Source organism: Corynebacterium sp. HMSC056F09 (assembly GCF_001815785.1).
In the GTDB taxonomy this organism is placed as follows: Bacteria; Actinomycetota; Actinomycetes; order Mycobacteriales; family Mycobacteriaceae; genus Corynebacterium; species Corynebacterium hiratae.
Genome location: NZ_KV821945.1, coordinates 36,536 through 52,959 on the forward strand (window position 1 = coordinate 36,536; position 16,424 = coordinate 52,959).

Sequence of the window (16,424 nt, forward strand, 5' to 3'; positions counted from 1 at the left end):
TTTCTCAATTCTTGTTGATGTCAGTCATATCGATGATTCTGGTGACTGATTCTTGGATGAATTCGTGGTCATGGGTGATGACGATGACCACTGCTCCGCTTGCTGCAAGAGATCGAAGGAGCGCAGAGATGGATTGCAGTTGGCGCCAGCCCACGCCAGAGGTAGGTTCATCGAAGATGTAGATCGCTGCTTGCTTGGCTTGGGCTGAAGCTATGGCTAAGCGTTGCCGTTGCCCACCGGACAGAGACTGCGGATGCCGTTGGGCCATTCCTGCCAGATCGAGGCGATGGAGAATCTCATTGACATCGATATGGTCCCGCTTCTTCTTTGCCAGTCCGAGCGTTACTTCTTCTTCGGTGGTGGCTGCGAATAACTGGCGGCCAACATCTTGCATCACCATGTACGCGGTACGTCTGCGGGCAGCCGCTCCTACTCGTTTGCTGTTCAAACGAAGACTACCGCCGCGTTTGGGAGAAGCAAGACCACAAATGATCCTGGCGAGGGTGGTTTTTCCAGCGCCGTTGGGCCCGATTAAGGCGGTGACTTCGCCGCTGGGGAAAAATGCGTGGTCAATGTTTAATACCTCATGTGCGCCATAAGAAAAACAGATGTTGCTTAGCTCGAGTCCGCTCCGCTGGGGATCGGCGTTTTCGAGCGTGGGTGGTACCGGCACGCTCGCGGGCAGGGGAACATGGTGTAAGCTGCGTAGCCCCAATTGTTTGCGTTCGGGTTCGTCTAAGGCATAAAACTCCTGAGCGCGGAAACTCCGCGTTATTTTTCCCTGAGTCAAGTAAATAACTTGGTCAGCGATATCTTTTAAGAAAAAGAGACGGTGATCAGCGATAATGATCGTTGTGCCTAATTCCTTCAAGCGGTGTAGCACGCGTGCAAGAATATCGATGCTTTCCATAGAGAGATTGGACGTGGGTTCATCGAGAAGCACGAGACTGCCCGGGGACACAAGCGCGCATGCGCATGCCATGGTTTGTAACTGCCCACCGGATAATTCTTTGAATCGCCGGCCCCGAAGATCGTTAATGCCTAGTAGCTCGACCGCTGATTGAATCCTCGACTCAATTTCTTTGGGATCTACACCAAGGTTTTCTAGCCCGAAGGCCAATTCTGCATTGACGCTTTCAGTGAAAAATTGTGTCCTTGGATTCTGGAATACTGAGGCGCTGAACTCGATGGCTCGGGACAGCGGTTCTTCCGCAGGGGTAAAAGCCTGGTCATCCTTTATAATAGTGATGGTGCCTAGTAGCTCTCCTGGATTGAAATGGGGGATGAGTCCGTTGATCAACTTGAGTACCGTGGACTTTCCCGATCCGGAATCACCGGTAATCAGTAGACACTGTCCTGGAGAGACAGAAAAAGACACATCAGATACACCTTGAATGCCTGGCCGAGCTCCCAATGGATATGTAAAAGAAACGTTGTAGGCGTCTACACTGGTTGCGATACTGCGTTCGTTCATAAGTGGACCTCCGTGGGAAGCCAGACAGAGGCAACAACGAGGCCCAACCCAGCTAGTGCAGTTGCATCGACAAGCTTGAAGGAAAGATCGGCGGTGGTGGTTGGGCGTGCGGGTCCTCCCAATCCCCGGACAAGAGCAGAGGCAGCGAGCTCATCACCAGCGCGGACGACGGCACCTAATAAGGGGATGATCAACATCGCGGACGATTGTGTGGGCTGTGTGATCCAGCTTTTTACTCCAGGCTGGAGACCCCGAAGGACCATGGCATCGCGGATGGCTTTGGCTTCTGCCACGATGATCGGCAAAACGCGCAGGAATACCGCCGGTGGAATGGTGGCCCAGCCTGGTAAACGCAGGTCCCGCAGTGCTGAGGTCAACGTGGATGGTGTGAGAGTGAGCAAGCCGAATGTGCCGATGGACATGCTGATGACAAAACGGCTTAGCCACGAAAAAATTGCCGCTGAAAAAGCGAAAAATGTGGAGCCAGGAAGCTGTAATAGGCCCCAGTACCCTAGATAGGATAATGCAAAAGCGAACAGGCAAATAAGACCATAGTGTGGTTTTACTGTAGCTAGTGCGATGGAGCTGAAAGCGATAGAAATCAGCAGTGTCGGTAGGTGGCCGTGGCTGAGAGCTACCGCATTGATTACTAGAACAGAAAGCAGCACGGTCCGTGGATCGATCGAAGATCGATGAAGCACGCCCTGTTTTTGCAGGCTCACAGGAGACCAGCGCTTTCAAAGTGTTTGCGGCTGACGCGAACTCCGACCTTTCCTCCGATAAAGCCGACGATGAGCGCACAAATGGCCAGTACTCCAATGGTCCATGGCTGGAAGATATCCGACATGGCATCGGCATATTCTTGACCCATTTGGTCTGCGATATCGACGTAGTAGGAGTCCGTATCCAGAATTAGCGGGATAAAAGGCATAGAAATCCAGACACAGAAGACGCTGTAGGAAATAGGGAAGGATTTGGCAATACTGAGGTGGCTTTTTGTAATAATCAAATCCGCGATAAACCCTAGAATTATGCTTCCCAGCAGGGTCCAGAAGTAGTGTCCGGTGAGCATGAATGCTAGTCCGTTAATACCACCGACGAGGGTGAAAGCACCCATTTTGGGCGTGCGGGCGGCATAAAGCGCTAGCACGATTCCGTTTGCGATTGCCGCGATGAACCATCCAATAAACATGAATTGTGGTCCTGCGAATCCAATCATTCCGCTTACAAAGGTGATTACAAAGTAAAGTGCAGCAAAGATGCCAGCGTTGATGAGATCTCTGGTGTTTAAACGTGCCGTCGACCCACTGGATGAGCTTGCACTCCGTGCGGGCGTAGAGGACTGTTGGGTCATAGTAAACCTCGATTTATGAACAGCAGGAAAGGTAAGGCTTACCTAAGTTAGGTAATACTGTTTATAAAACATTTCAAGTTTTGATCTGAAGATTCACCCTTAATGGGGGTGAATGCAGATAAGTAGACATCAAACCAGACCACGACTACCGACTAAGTACCGACAAAATCGGCACCAACGGCAAGACAACCCTGCGATGGGGAGGCAAACTACGCCGCCTCTACATCGGACGCAGATGGGGCGGGGAACCAATCACCATGGTCTGCATCGACAACCACGTCGACGTCAAAATAGCCATCACTGGGGCACAAATCGCCGCCTACACACTCACCGAAGAAAAGATCTACTACAACTAGAAAGACAACGAACTCAACCCCAACGGGGCAACTAAAAACAAAAAATTTCGAGACACCGACCGGAACGATGTCTCGAGACTTCACAGCGTGCCCCAGAGAGGATTCGAACCTCCGACACCGGCTTTAGGAGAGCCGTGCTCTATCCCCTGAGCTACTGGGGCGGGGGTGCGTTGCGCACCTAGGGAAGACTAGCAGCCCTGCTTTAGGCGGCGGTAAATGCGTCGCCTTTGGACGCGCTGGCTGCTCGGGTTTATTCGCCGGCCAGCTCCGCGTACTTGGCACGGACCTCGCTGGCTGCAGGGTTGGTGACGTGGGTGCCGTCGGAGTAGAGGACCGTGGGCACGATGCGGTTGCCGTCGTTGACGGACTCGATCCACGCATTGATGTCTTCGGTGCCGTCGGCTTCGACGTCGACGAGCTCGTATGGGGTTTCGGTGCGATCCAGGTTTTTGATCAGCTTTGCACAGAACGGGCACCAGTCGGCAAAGAAGATGGTGACGTGCTCAGTGGTTTCGGGAGTGGCAACGTTGGTGCTCATTAAGCAGCAGCCTTTCTGTCGTAGGTGAGGAATCGGAATTTCATGGGCAGCTCACTCGGGGGCTGCCCGGGGATCGTGAGGTGGCCAGATTCGGAGGTGAGCCAGTCGGTATCGGCAGACAGACTGAACTCTTCAGGCACGGTGGGGGCCAGGACGGCATCTGCGCCGTAGGCATCGCCCACTTGTACACCCATGAGGGTGAGCTCGATTGTATCCACGCGGTCGAGGGCGGAGCTATAAAGCTGGCCGCCGCCGATGATCCAGGCGTCGTCAAGCGTGGCGTCGAGTGCCGCGTCGAGGTTATCCACCACGGTGGCACCCGCGGACCACTCGCCGGGTTCATGGCTGGACAGCACGATGTTCTCCCGGCCCGGCAGCGGGCGGAACTTGGGGTTGAGGGACTCCCACGTCTTGCGGCCCATGATGACGGGCGCGCCCATGGTCACTTCCTTGAAGTGCTTCAGGTCCTCCGGCACGTGCCAGGGCATGACCACGCCGTCACCAATGACCCCGTCGAGGGACTGAGCCCAGATTGCGCCCAGCATTAAACGGACACCTGCGCCTTGATGGTGGGGTGGGGGTCGTAGCCGATGACCTCAAAATCATCGAAGTCATAGTCAAAGAGGCTCTCAGCCTTGTGGAGCTTGAGCTGCGGGTACTCGCGCGGCTCGCGGGAGAGCTGTTCCTTAACCTGCTCAATATGGTCGTTGTAGATGTGGCAATCCCCGCCGGTCCAGATGAGCTCGCCCACCTCAAGGCCTGCTTGCTGCGCAAACATGTGAGTCAGCGCCGCGTAGGAGGCTAAGTTGAAGGGGACACCGAGGAACATGTCGGCTGAGCGCTGGTAGACCTGCATGGACAGCTTGCCGTTAGCGACATAAAGCTGGAACAGCAGGTGGCAGGGCATGAGCGCCATCTTGTCCAACTCAGAAACGTTCCACGCGGAGACCAAGTTGCGGCGGGAATCCGGGTTGTTCTTGAGCGTGTCCAGCGCGACCTGAATCTGATCGATGTGCTGGCCATCCGGCGTGGGCCAGGAGCGCCATTGCACGCCATAGACAGGGCCCAACTCACCGTCCTCATCGGCCCACTCGTTCCAGATGCGAACCTTGTTCTCCTGCAGCCACGTCACGTTGGACTCGCCGCGCAGGAACCACAGCAGCTCACCAATCACGCCGTGAAAGTAGACCTTCTTGGTGGTCAGCAGGGGAAAAGACTCCGCCAGGTTATAGCGAAGTTGGGCACCGAACAGGGAGAGGGTGCCGGTGCCAGTGCGGTCGCCTTTGGGAGCGCCTTCTTCCAAGACGCGGCGCAGGAGGTCCTCGTACGGAGTCTCAATCATGGTCGCCATGATAGCGCCCTTGCGTCCGTGCCATGTGCGCGGGGCTTAGTAGCCGCCGTTGGCCTCCGCGTAGGTGGCGGCGTGCTCCAGAATCTCCTCTGCCAGCTCCGGGCGGCAGATCAAAAGATCCGGGATGAAGGTGTCCTCGTTATTGAATTTGATGGGGGAGCCATCCAGTCGCGAGCAGTGCAGACCCGCCGCCAGAGCCACGCCCACCGGGGCGGCCTGGTCCCATTCGTACTGGCCGCCGGCGTGGATGTAGCCGTCATAGTCACCGAGCAGCACGTGGATGGCCTTCGCGCCTGCGGAGCCCGCGCCGACGGTCTCAAAGCCCATCTTCTCCGCGACGTAATCCGCTACCTTCGGCGGGCGGTTGCGGGAAACCACGAATTTCTTCGACAGCGGGCCGGTCACTGCGCGCACATCGGAGGACTTAAATGTCACGCCCATGTCTGGCATTCCGACGGCCGCGTGGATCGGGGTGCCGTTTTCTACCAGTGCAATGTGGACGGCCCAATCCTGGCGGCCGGTGGCGAACTCCTTGGTGCCGTCGAGCGGGTCAATGATCCACACGCGGTCCTTCTTCAAACGACTCAGGTCATCGGCGGCTTCCTCCGACAGGACGCCATCCTTGGGGCGGTGCTGCTCCAGGACGCGGGAGATCCATTCCTGAGCGGCCTCATCACCGGCATCACCCAGCGCCAAGCCGCGCAGCAAGCCACCGTTGCGTACGCCTTTAAGGATCTCGCCGCAGCCTTCGGCGAGGGAGTTGGTTAGACGGGAATCAGAAATCTCAACGGTCATAGTGACCAGATTAGCGCGCGCGATAGAGTAGGGCATGTCTAAAAACGTTCTGGCGAAGTTCCGCCCACAGGTGGCCGGTTGGTTCCAGGACGTTTTCGCCGCCCCCACCCCGGTCCAAGAGCAGGCGTGGGAGGCGATTTCCGGTGGCGCGAATGCACTGGTTGTAGCACCAACCGGCTCCGGTAAGACGCTCGCGGCATTTTTGTGGGCGCTGAATTCTTTGGTGGAGCGCGAAGGCCAGACCGCCCTGCCGCTGAGTACTGAGCCCTCCCGCGAGGGAGCTCATGATGGCGTGAGAGTGCTGTATATCTCACCACTAAAGGCCTTGGGCGTGGATGTGGAGAATAATCTGCGCGCCCCGCTCAACGGCATCGCCCGCACCTCTGAGCGCCTAGGTCTCGACGTGCCGGATATCACTGTGGGAGTCCGCTCCGGCGATACCCCGCAAGCCGAGCGTGCCCGCCAAGTGCGCAAGCCCCCGGACATCCTCATCACCACGCCGGAATCGGCATACCTCATGCTTACCTCCAAAGCGGCGGGGATTCTGAAGACCGTGGATACTGTCATCATCGATGAGATCCACGCCCTGGCCGGCACCAAGCGCGGAGTGCACCTGGCCCTGACTTTGGAACGCCTCGCGCTCATCGCCGGGGAGTTTCAGCGCATTGGGCTCTCCGCCACGGTGCGCCCGCTGAGTGCTGTCGCCAACTTCTTGGGCGGCGACCGTCCCGTCGACATCATCGCACCGCCCGCCAAGAAGCGCTGGCAGCTCGACGTCCACGTGCCGGTCGAGGACATGTCGGACCTGCCCACCCCGGAGCAAGGCTCGCCCATCGGGGAGGCGACTGTCGACGACCCCCTTGGCATCACCCAAGGCCCCCAAGACGCGTTGCGCGTAAACGCGCAACGCAAGGAAGAAGGCGGGGTGGGAGACTCCGCCCTGCCCACGGCGAAGTCCATCTGGCCCTTCATCGAGGAAGAGCTCTACGCCGAGGTCATGGAGCACCGCTCGACGCTCGTCTTCGTCAACTCGCGCCGCACCGCCGAGCGGCTCACCAGCCGGCTCAACGAGCTCTATGCCCAGGAGCACGATCCGGAGTCCTTGAGCCCGGCTACCCGGCGCGACCCGGCCCAGCTGATGAAGCAGGTGGACGTCGCCGGGAAGGCTCCTGCGGTTATTGCCCGCGCGCACCACGGCTCGGTGTCCAAGGATGAGCGCGCGTTGACGGAAACCATGCTTAAAGAAGGCACGCTCAAGGCCGTGGTTGCCACGAGCTCCTTGGAACTGGGCATCGACATGGGCGCGGTGGAGCTGGTGGTGCAGGTGGAATCCCCGCCCTCGGTGGCCTCGGGCTTGCAGCGCGTGGGCCGCGCCGGGCACTCCGTCGGCGCGGTCTCTCACGGTTCCTTCTATCCCAAGCACCGCGCGGATCTCGTGCAATCCGCGCTCACCGTTGCCCGCATGGAGGAGGGCCTCATCGAGGAGATGCACTCCCCGCGCAATCCGTTGGATGTCTTGGCGCAGCAGACGGTGGCGGCGGTGGTGGCGTCGGCAAGCGCGGGCACGAGTGAGGGACTAGAGGCCGACACATGGTACGACACCGTGCGCCGCGCCTGGCCTTATAAGGACCTGGCGCGCGAGGTCTTCGACTCCGTGCTGGACCTGGTCAGTGGTGTGTATCCCTCGACGGATTTTGCGGAGCTGAAACCCCGGGTGGTCTATGACCGCGTGACGGGCGTGCTCACCCCGCGCCCCGGCGCGCAGCGCGTGGCGGTGACCAACGGCGGCACCATCCCGGACCGCGGCATGTTCGGGGTGTTCCTAGTGGGAACTGGTGAGGCCGGTTCCGCGCCGCGCCGCGTGGGTGAGCTCGATGAGGAAATGGTCTATGAAACCCGGGTGGGGGATATCTTCACCCTCGGCGCGACGAGCTGGCGCGTGGAGGAGATTACGCGCGACCAGGTGCTGGTGACACCCGCGCCGGGGCATACGGGGCGTTTGCCCTTCTGGAATGGTGACTCCGCGGGGCGGCCCTATGAGCTGGGCAAGGCGCTGGGGGCATTCCGGCGTGAAGCATTTTCGGACCCGTCTATCGTGCGCGGCGTCGATGAGAACGCGCGGCGCAACATCGCCGCTTACCTGCACGAGCAGAACGAGGCCACCGGGCTCATCCCAGATGAGAAGACGCTGCTGCTAGAGCGATTCACGGATGAGCTGGGGGATTGGCGCGTGCTGCTGCACACCCCGTTTGGCAGGCCGGTGAATGCGGCGTGGGCGCTGGCGGTGGGCCAGCGCGTGGCGGAGCGCACCGGTATGGACGCCCAGGCCGTGGCGGGCGATGACGGCATCGTGCTGCGCCTGCCGCAGGGTGAGGCGGACCCGGATGCCGCGCTGTTTCTTTTCGACGCCGATGAGATCGCCGACATCGTCACCGAGCAGGTGGGAAACTCCGCGCTCTTTGCTTCTCGTTTCCGGGAGTGCGCGGCGCGAGCGCTGCTTCTGCCGCGGCGTAACCCGGGCAAGCGCGCGCCCTTGTGGCAGCAGCGCCAGCGCGCGGAGCAGCTTCTCGACGTCGCCCGCAACTACCCCTCTTTCCCCATCATCCTGGAGACCGTGCGCGAGTGCGTGCAGGATGTCTTTGACTTGCCGGCGCTCACGGAGGTCATGCGGGAGCTGGCACACCGTCGCATTCGCATTGCGGAGGTCACCGCGGAGCAGCCCTCGCCGTTCGCATCTTCGCTGCTGTTCAACTACACCGGCGCGTTCATGTACGAGGGGGACTCGCCGCTGGCGGAAAAGCGCGCGGCGGCCTTGGCGCTGGACCCGGCGTTGCTAGCGAAGCTTTTGGGCACAGTGGAGCTGCGCGAGCTTCTCGACGGCTCCGTCATCGCCGAGGTCCATGCCCAGCTACAGCGCACCACCCTGGAACGCCAGGCGCGCACCACCGAGGAGGTCGCGGACCTCCTGCGCGTGCTGGGCCCCATCCCGGTCGAGGAGTTTGGTGCGCACGCCACGGTGCCTCTGCGCGCACTCGATGCGCTGGGCGCGCGCATCATGCGGGTGCGCATCAACGGCCGCGAGCACGTGGCGCAAGCGCTCGATGCGCCGCTGCTTCGCGACGGCCTGGGCATCCCCGTCCCGCCCGGCATCCCCGCCCAGCAGGCCACGATTACCGACGCCCTGGATCAGTTAATCAGCCGCTGGGCGCGCACGCGCGGGCCGTTTGTGGCGCGCGATGTGCAGGAGGCCTTTGGCCTGTCGGCCGCGGTGGCGCACTCGACGCTGAATGGGCTGGATTCCATCCTGGCGGGGCATTACCGGCAGGGCGTGGAGGACCAGGAATACTGCGCGGCGGAAGTCCTCAAGGTCATCCGCTCGCGCTCGTTGGCAGCAGCCCGGGCGGCCACGCAGCCGGTTTCGCCTGCGGCCTTTGGGCGTTTCCTCCCTGACTGGCAGCAGGTGGCGGCGGTGGGCCGGCGCCCGGTGCTGCGCGGGGTGGATGGCGTCTTCGCCGTCATTGAGCAGCTGGCCGGGGTGCGCCTGCCGGCCTCGGCCTGGGAGAGCCTCATCTTGCCTGCACGCGTAGGTGATTATTCGCCGACGATGCTCGATGAGCTCACCGCCAGCGGCGAGGTTCTCATCGTGGGCGCGGGCAAGGCTGGCTCCAACGACCCGTGGATCATGCTGTTGCCGGCGGACTATGCCGCACAGCTCGCCCCGCAGGTCTCCGCCGAGGAGGCTGGCGTGTCCATGCTGCAGACCCAGCTGCTGGAGGCTTTACAGGGCGGCGGCAGCTACCTCATTTCCGATATCCAACCGCAACTGAGCGGTACGCCTGAGGAGGTTCGCGAGGCCCTCTGGGGACTGGTGGAGGCAGGGCTAGTCAGCCCCGATTCCTTCGCTCCTATCCGCGCGCACTTGGTGACGGGGAACGCGGGGCGTACGGCGCATCGCGCGCGGCGTCGGCCATCGCGCTCGCGCCTGCGCATGGGGCGCACGTCCTTTGCGCAATCGCTCAATGTGTCTGGTGCGCAGGCCGCACCAGACGTGGTGGGGCGGTGGTCGCTATCCGTTCCCGCGGCCACGGATGCAACGTCGCGTTCCATCGCGCACGGCGAGGCTTGGCTGGACCGCTACGGCGTGCTTACCCGTGGCTCTGTGGTTGCCGAGGACGTCCTGGGAGGTTTCGCCCTGGCTTATAAGGTGCTCTCCGGTTTCGAGGAATCCGGCAAGGCGATGCGCGGCTATGTCATTGAAGGACTGGGTGCCGCGCAGTTCTCCACGCCTGCGGTCATTGACCGCTTGCGCGGGGTGGATGATTCCCCCGATGTTACGGGCTGGCCCTCCGGAACCCGCGAGCCGCAGGCCTATGTCCTGGCCGCGACCGACCCTGCCAACCCCTATGGTGCGGCGCTGCCCTGGCCCACTACCGATGCCGGCGAATCCGCGGCCCGCCCCACCCGCGCCGCGGGTGCCTTGGTGGTGCTCATGGATGGACTGCCGGTGGCTCACCTGACCCGGGGCGGAAAGACGTTGACCACGTTCTTCAACGCTTTGCCCGAGGGAATCGAGCGCACCGAGGTACTAGCCGCAGTGCTTGCAGGCCTCAACGAGCTGGTGGCCGCCGGGCGCTTGAACAAGCTGGTCATTGAGAAAGCGAACGGGCGGCCCATCTTCGAGTCGAAGCTGGGCGGTGAGCTGCGCGCACTGGGCGCGGCACTGACCCCGAAGGGCGTGCGGATTACTGGCTCTGCCCACACCGCCTCTTCCGGCCGTGCAGGACAGCACGGTCAATCTGGAGAAGCCGCGCGCTCCGCTGAACCTTACCGTCCCGCACGTCGCGGTGGGCGCCGTGCTGTCGAGGCGATGGAGGAGCTCACCTTCGATGATCCGGAGGATTCCACTGAGTCTGGTGGTCCATCGACTGCACCGGGCAGCCCAGGTGGTTTCCGCCCGCGCCGGCGGCGCCGCTGAATGTTAAACCTCAGCGTTTGGGTGTGGGCATTTCAGAGGTCTAACCTCAGAAGTTGATAGCCCAATAGAAAAAGGAGTCTAGTTTCCATGCGGCTGAAGCGCCAACTGCCCAACGTGTCCGAGTTGAAGAACCTCATGCGTTTCGAAGCACCCAACCTCGACCGCCGGGCTGCACGCCTGGCAGAGGCCGCTGACGTGTGGGATCTGCGCAAGATTGCCAAGCGCCGCACCCCGAAGGCGGCCTTCGACTACGTCGATGGTGCAGCCCGCGACGAGGTCAGCTACCGAGAGTCCCGCGACTTCTTCCGTGATGTGCGCCTCATGCCCAACGTGCTCAACGGTGCGAACGACATCTCCTTGAGCACCGAGATCGCCGGCGAGCCCGCGGCCCTGCCTTTCGGCATCGCGCCAACCGGCTTTACCCGCTTCATGCATGCCGAGGGCGAAGACGCCGGCAGCCAGGCTGCCCGCGATGCGGGAATCCCATTCACCTTGTCCACGATGGGCACGCGCTCGGTCGAGGAGGTCGCAGCGTCGCAAGGCAATAGCGGGCGCCGCTGGTTCCAGCTTTACCTGTGGAAGGATCACTCCGCCTGCCAGGAACTCATCGAACGCGCTGCCGCCAACGGCTATGACACCCTCGTGGTCACCGTGGATACGCCCGTGGCGGGCCAGCGTCTGCGCGATACCCGTAACGGCATGCGCATCCCGCCGCGCCTGACCGCCGGCACCGTCTTCGACGCCGCGTGGCGCCCCGAGTGGTGGTTCAACTTCCTCACCACGGACCCGGTCACCTTTGCCTCCCTGACCTCGACCACCGGCACACTAGGCGAGCTGGTCAACACCATGTTTGACCCAGGCCTCAACTTCGAGGACCTAGCGTGGATTCGCAAGCAGTGGACGGGCAAGCTCTTCGTCAAGGGAATCGTCAACCCCGAGGACGCCCGCAAGGTCATCGACCTTGGCGCCGACGGCATCGTGGTCTCCTCCCACGGCGGGCGCCAGCTCGACCGCGTGGTCAACACCCTCCAAGCCCTTGAGGCCGTGCGCGCGGAGGTAGGCCCGGACGTGGAGATCATCTACGACTCCGGCATTATGTCCGGCGTCGACATCGCCATTGCGCTGTCTCTGGGTGCGGATTTCGTCCTCATCGGCCGCGCCTACCTCTACGGGCTGATGGCCGGCGGCAAGGAAGGCGTCGACCGCGTCATTGAGCTGCTCGCGGAGGAGTTCAAGAACACCCTCCAGCTGCTCGGCGTGAAGAAGATCGAAGACCTTTCCCGCCAGCACGTGGTCACCCCGTGGGAGCCGGGTGCGCTGGCATTCGGTGAAGGAAGGAACACGCCGGTAGAGTAGGCACCCGTTTGGTGAGGAGGTTCTGCTGTGCCCGAGGGTGATTCCGTACTGCAGCTGTCGAATCGGCTGCAGTTCATGGAAGGCCGGCGCGTAACCTCCTCCTCCCTGCGCGTGCCGCGCTATGCCACCGTGCGTTTCGACGGGCTGGTGTGCGAGGAGGTCTGGCCCTATGGCAAGCACCTCTTCATGGACTTCGGGGGTGAGCTCATCCTTCATACCCACCTCAAGATGGAAGGCACGTGGGCCATCCACTATGCCGGGGACCGCTGGCGCAAGCCCGGCCACAGCGCGCGCGTGGTGCTGCAGATGGAGAATACCCCGCGCGATATTGAGTTGGTGGGGCACTGGCTAGGGCTGGTCGAGGTCTTTCCATCCCGCGAGTTTGAGCAGCACATGGCGCACCTAGGCCCCGACATCCTCGCGCCTGAGTGGTTGGAAGGCGGCTTTGAGGAGGCTGTGCACCGCATTGAGTCGCGCCCCGAGCGCAGCATCGGCGCGGCCCTCCTGGACCAGCGCAACGTGGCAGGCTTGGGCAACGAATACCGCGCCGAGGTCTGCTTCCTGGCCGGCGTTCATCCAGCAACACCTGTAGCGCTTGTCGACGTCCCCCAGATCCTCACCATCTCCCGTCGCCTCATCTGGGCCAACCGAGACTCGCCGGTACGTGTGACCACCGGCGTGAAAAGGGCAGGGGAGACCACCTATGTCTTCGGACGCAACCGTCAGCGCTGCCGGCGCTGCGGCACGCTCATTGAGAAATCCACGCTGGGTGGTGTGGACGCCGGCGGCGATGAAGGAGAGTTGGAGCGCGTCATCTGGTGGTGCCCGCACTGCCAGCCGCGTCGCTAGGCTGGGATGCATGAAGATCATTTTGAACATCATCTGGTTGGCAACTGGTGGCCTTGTCCTCGCACTGGGCTACTTCCTCCTCGGCATCCTGGCCTGCATCCCCGTCGTGACGATTCCTGCCGGTGTGGCCTCGATGCGTATGGCGAATTTCGCGCTGTGGCCCTTTGGGCGCTCCGTCATTCAACCGGTCAAAGGTACCGGTGGCATGTCTCGGTTCTCTAACGTTGTCTGGTTCCTTGTCGCTGGCCTGTGGCTGGCCATCGGCCACGTCACCACTGCAGCGGCGCAGGCAGTGACCATCGTGGGCATCCCGGTGGCTCTGGCCAACCTGAAGATGATCCCGGTGACGTGCTTCCCGTTCGGCCGCAAGATCGTGGACTCTGACCACATCCCCTTTGGCTGGGAGTCGATGATCAAGCTCTAAAATCTCTGTCTCCGGTTGCGGGGTTGCCTAGGGTGTTTTAGTGTTCTGGGTCATGGGGGATTTAGAGACCTATTTCTCCTACCGCAACTCGGGGATTTCTTTGGTGGAGCAGGCGGTAGGAGGGGAGAAACGCTTACGCGCACTCGGCGCTTCACCTGCCGATGCCGCCGAATTGGCTGGCTTGAACCACATCTACTTCGGCGCTACCAAGTTCACGGGAAAGCAACGCACTGCCCGCAGCCGAGCCGCCGAACAACGCCATGATCTGGCCACGCTGAGCCTCATTGAGTCCTATACGAAGAAGCTGAAGAACCAGCTGCATGCTTGGAACCTACGGGTCAAGCTCGCCGGCACACCAGCACCGAACATCCCAGCCGTGGCGGCCAAGCGCTTAAAAGAGCTCAAGCCCAAACGCGTGCCCACACCTGGTGTGCGCATGACCTATCGCGCTGATGGTCCGCACTCGCTGACCATTACCGATGACCCTCTGACCGTCACTGAGATGCGCGGTGTGCTGGAATCCATCAACCAGAACAACCTGCTGGAAGCAGCCAACCACGTCTTCTTCAACAAATCCCATGGCGGAACCAAACCTGCTGTGCTCACCAGCGTGGTTGTCACCTTGGACAAACTCGACAAGATTGTGAGCGGCGACGGCGACGACATCGTCCTTGAGCTGACCAACGGCGGCCGCATGACCGGCACGGAGTTTCTGAACTACAAGTTCGCCGAGATCGGCTACGTCACCCTCATCCACCCCACGATCGGGCCGGTATGGCTGCACCGGATGAAGCGCTTAGCCGGGTTTGAGCAGCGCATGATGGCCAGTGCCGAACATCCGACCTGTGCCAGGAAGGGATGCAATAAGCCCGCTGATTATGCTCAGGTGCATCACCTTGTGCCGTGGAAGGCAGGAGGGGCTACCAACCCGCCGAACCTGACCATGTTGTGCGCCTATCACAACGGCATTAATGACGATGACCCGGAGAAACCAACAGGTGCTGGCTATGTCTTCCGACTACGCGGCGATGTGGACTACATCCCGCCCTGGGGAGAACCAATCACCGCCCAAGCTGCGTACCAACAAGCCCAGCAAGCTACCGCACGAGGACCAGACACACCCGGCTAAACCGCCACGCACCGCCACGCGGACGCCCACCACCGGGCCTCCGCGGCGTTGGCGATCCCACACGTCAATTGCCCGTTAAAAACGCGTGAACCCCCGACCGTTCGGCCGGGGGGACGTCGCCAAGCAGTGCTTAGCGGTGCTTGCGGTACCAACCGATCAGAGCATCGGTGGAACCATCGCCGGATGCGGCCTCCTCCTTGCCGGAGACTGCCGGTGCCAGGTCATTAGCCTGCTGCTTGCCAAGCTCCACGCCCCACTGGTCGAAGGAGTTGACGTCCCAGATGATGCCCTGGGTGAACACGATGTGCTCGTAGAGCGCGATGAGCGCGCCAAGGGTCTGCGGGGTGAGCTCCTCCGCCAGAATGGTGGTGGTGGGGCGGTTGCCCGGCATGACCTTGTGGGGAACGAGGGCTTCGTCTACGCCTTCGGCAGCGATTTCCTCAGTAGTCTTACCAAAGGCCAGAACCTTGGTCTGCGCGAAGAAGTTACCCATGAGCAGGTCATGCATCGAGCCGGTGCCGTCGGCGGTGGGGAAGTCTTCCTTCGGACGGGCAAAGCCGATGAAGTCCGCCGGGATGAGCTTGGTGCCCTGGTGCATGAGCTGGAAGAAGGCATGCTGGCCGTTGGTGCCCGGCTCGCCCCAGTAAATCTCACCGGTCCCGGCGCTCACGGCGGTGCCGTCGCGGCGCACGGACTTGCCGTTGGACTCCATGGTCAGCTGCTGCAGGTAGGCCGGGAAGCGTCCGAGGTCCTCGGAGTAGGGCAGCACCGCATGGGTCTGCGCGCCGAAGAAGTTGGAGTACCAGACGCCGAGCAGACCCATCAGCGCCGGAACGTTTTGCTCCAGGGGCGCGGTGCGGAAGTGCTCATCCATGGCGTGGAAGCCCTCGAGGAAGCGCATGAAGTCCAGCGGGCCGATGGTGCACATCAGCGACAGGCCAATGGCGGAGTCGACGGAGTAGCGGCCACCCACCCAGTTCCAGAAGCCAAACATGTTCTGGGTGTCGATGCCGAACTCCGCGACCTTCTCCGCGTTGGTGGACACCGCAACGAAGTGCTTGGCGACGGCCGACTCGTCACCATCAAACTGCTCAATCAGCCAGCGGCGTGCGGCGTGAGCGTTGGCCAGGGTTTCCTGGGTGGTGAAGGTCTTGGACGCGACAATGAAGAGGGTGGAGCCGGCGTCGAGGCCGTCGAGAGTCGCGGCGAGATCCGCCGGGTCGACGTTGGAGACGAACTCCGCGCTAATGCCCGCTACCTCGTAGGAGCGCAGGGCCTTCGCGGCCATGGCCGGGCCCAAGTCGGAGCCGCCGATGCCGATGTTGACCACCTTCTTGATGGTGTGTCCGGTGTGCCCAAGCCACGTGCCGGAGCGCAGTGCAGTGGCGAAGTCGCGCATGCGGCCCAGTACCTCGTGGACGTCGGCAGCGACGTCTTGGCCGTCGACGCTCAAGTCCTTTTCAACAGGCAGGCGCAGCGCGGTGTGCAGCACGGCACGGTCCTCAGTGTTGTTGAGGTGCTCGCCGGTGAACATGGCATCGCGGCGGCCCTCGACGTCCGCGGCGCGGGCAAGATCCACCAAAGCGGTGACGACTTCCTCATCGATGAGGTTCTTCGACAGGTCCACGTGCAGGCCCGCAGCATCGAAAGAAAAGTCTGCGGCGCGGGAAGCGGAGTTGGCAAAAAGCTCACGCAGGTTGAGGTCCTTCTTGCTTTCAAAAAGCGAGGTGAGCGCGGCCCACTGCGGCTGAGCGGTGATGTCCATTGCAAAAGCCTTTCTGGCAGGTAGCAGACATGAAACTTACTGTGTCCACCGTAGTCCA

Annotated in this window: 13 protein-coding genes, 1 tRNA gene and 1 pseudogene; 6 read left to right on the forward strand and 9 right to left on the reverse strand. The window is 61.7% G+C overall.

Features of this window, described 5'->3' with window-relative positions:
- Positions 1 to 4: 4 nt before the first annotated feature.
- From HMPREF3056_RS08290 to HMPREF3056_RS08300, 3 genes are read right to left on the reverse strand one after another with little or no spacing between them, the layout of a single operon-like run.
- Positions 5 to 1,474 carry an ABC transporter ATP-binding protein gene (locus HMPREF3056_RS08290; protein ID WP_070754543.1) on the reverse strand — a complete coding sequence of 490 codons (1,470 nt, stop codon included), beginning with the start codon at positions 1,472 to 1,474 and terminating at the stop codon, positions 5 to 7.
- Entirely contained in the window at positions 1,471 to 2,196 is a 726-nt protein-coding gene (locus tag HMPREF3056_RS08295) for an energy-coupling factor transporter transmembrane component T family protein (protein WP_010187692.1), read from the reverse strand. The genes HMPREF3056_RS08290 and HMPREF3056_RS08295 overlap by 4 nt, the downstream gene beginning before the upstream one ends.
- Positions 2,193 to 2,828, reverse strand: coding sequence for an MptD family putative ECF transporter S component (locus HMPREF3056_RS08300; RefSeq protein ID WP_049155193.1), 636 nt, complete (start codon positions 2,826 to 2,828; stop codon positions 2,193 to 2,195). Before HMPREF3056_RS08300 ends, HMPREF3056_RS08295 begins: the two co-directional genes overlap by 4 nt.
- 140 nt (positions 2,829 to 2,968) lie before the next feature.
- Here HMPREF3056_RS08300 and HMPREF3056_RS13070 point away from each other — a divergent pair.
- Positions 2,969 to 3,184, forward strand: a pseudogene (locus tag HMPREF3056_RS13070) (IS481 family transposase); the annotation flags it as partial.
- A gap of 88 nt (positions 3,185 to 3,272) precedes the next feature.
- Here the strand turns inward: HMPREF3056_RS13070 and HMPREF3056_RS08310 are convergent.
- The 5 genes from HMPREF3056_RS08310 to HMPREF3056_RS08330 all read right to left on the reverse strand — a co-directional run bounded on the left by HMPREF3056_RS08310 (position 3,273) and on the right by HMPREF3056_RS08330 (position 5,868).
- Positions 3,273 to 3,345: transfer RNA gene (locus HMPREF3056_RS08310), tRNA-Arg, on the reverse strand.
- Between the two features lie 89 nt (positions 3,346 to 3,434).
- The gene (locus tag HMPREF3056_RS08315) at positions 3,435 to 3,722 is read right to left on the reverse strand and encodes a glutaredoxin domain-containing protein (RefSeq protein ID WP_070754544.1); all 288 of its coding nucleotides are present in this window, start codon (positions 3,720 to 3,722) and stop codon (positions 3,435 to 3,437) included.
- Positions 3,722 to 4,267, reverse strand: coding sequence for a dihydrofolate reductase (locus HMPREF3056_RS08320; RefSeq protein WP_070754545.1), 546 nt, complete (start codon positions 4,265 to 4,267; stop codon positions 3,722 to 3,724). The genes HMPREF3056_RS08315 and HMPREF3056_RS08320 overlap by 1 nt, the downstream gene beginning before the upstream one ends.
- Complete coding sequence (locus tag HMPREF3056_RS08325; protein ID WP_070754546.1) at positions 4,267 to 5,073, reverse strand: thymidylate synthase; 807 nt, start codon at positions 5,071 to 5,073, stop codon at positions 4,267 to 4,269. The genes HMPREF3056_RS08320 and HMPREF3056_RS08325 overlap by 1 nt, the downstream gene beginning before the upstream one ends.
- A 36-nt stretch (positions 5,074 to 5,109) precedes the next feature.
- Positions 5,110 to 5,868, reverse strand: coding sequence for a 3'(2'),5'-bisphosphate nucleotidase CysQ (locus HMPREF3056_RS08330; protein WP_210401789.1), 759 nt, complete (start codon positions 5,866 to 5,868; stop codon positions 5,110 to 5,112).
- Between the two features lie 34 nt (positions 5,869 to 5,902).
- Here HMPREF3056_RS08330 and HMPREF3056_RS08335 point away from each other — a divergent pair, with 34 nt between their 5' ends.
- The 5 genes from HMPREF3056_RS08335 to HMPREF3056_RS08355 all read left to right on the forward strand — a co-directional run bounded on the left by HMPREF3056_RS08335 (position 5,903) and on the right by HMPREF3056_RS08355 (position 14,601).
- Positions 5,903 to 10,843 carry an Lhr family ATP-dependent helicase gene (locus HMPREF3056_RS08335; protein WP_070754547.1) on the forward strand — a complete coding sequence of 1,647 codons (4,941 nt, stop codon included), beginning with the start codon at positions 5,903 to 5,905 and terminating at the stop codon, positions 10,841 to 10,843.
- 87 nt (positions 10,844 to 10,930) lie between these two features.
- Positions 10,931 to 12,199 carry an alpha-hydroxy acid oxidase gene (locus HMPREF3056_RS08340; protein WP_010187669.1) on the forward strand — a complete coding sequence of 423 codons (1,269 nt, stop codon included), beginning with the start codon at positions 10,931 to 10,933 and terminating at the stop codon, positions 12,197 to 12,199.
- Positions 12,200 to 12,226: 27 nt separating this feature from the next.
- Positions 12,227 to 13,048 carry a DNA-formamidopyrimidine glycosylase family protein gene (locus HMPREF3056_RS08345; RefSeq protein WP_010187668.1) on the forward strand — a complete coding sequence of 274 codons (822 nt, stop codon included), beginning with the start codon at positions 12,227 to 12,229 and terminating at the stop codon, positions 13,046 to 13,048.
- A gap of 10 nt (positions 13,049 to 13,058) precedes the next feature.
- Positions 13,059 to 13,472: a YccF domain-containing protein gene (locus HMPREF3056_RS08350; RefSeq protein WP_049155174.1), complete on the forward strand. Its 414-nt coding sequence runs from the start codon at positions 13,059 to 13,061 to the stop codon at positions 13,470 to 13,472.
- Between the two features lie 52 nt (positions 13,473 to 13,524).
- Positions 13,525 to 14,601, forward strand: coding sequence for an HNH endonuclease signature motif containing protein (locus tag HMPREF3056_RS08355; protein ID WP_246822491.1), 1,077 nt, complete (start codon positions 13,525 to 13,527; stop codon positions 14,599 to 14,601).
- 130 nt (positions 14,602 to 14,731) lie between these two features.
- Here the strand turns inward: HMPREF3056_RS08355 and pgi are convergent, their stop codons facing one another.
- The gene (gene pgi, locus HMPREF3056_RS08360; RefSeq protein ID WP_070754549.1) at positions 14,732 to 16,366 is read right to left on the reverse strand and encodes a glucose-6-phosphate isomerase; all 1,635 of its coding nucleotides are present in this window, start codon (positions 16,364 to 16,366) and stop codon (positions 14,732 to 14,734) included.
- Positions 16,367 to 16,424: the final 58 nt, after the last annotated feature.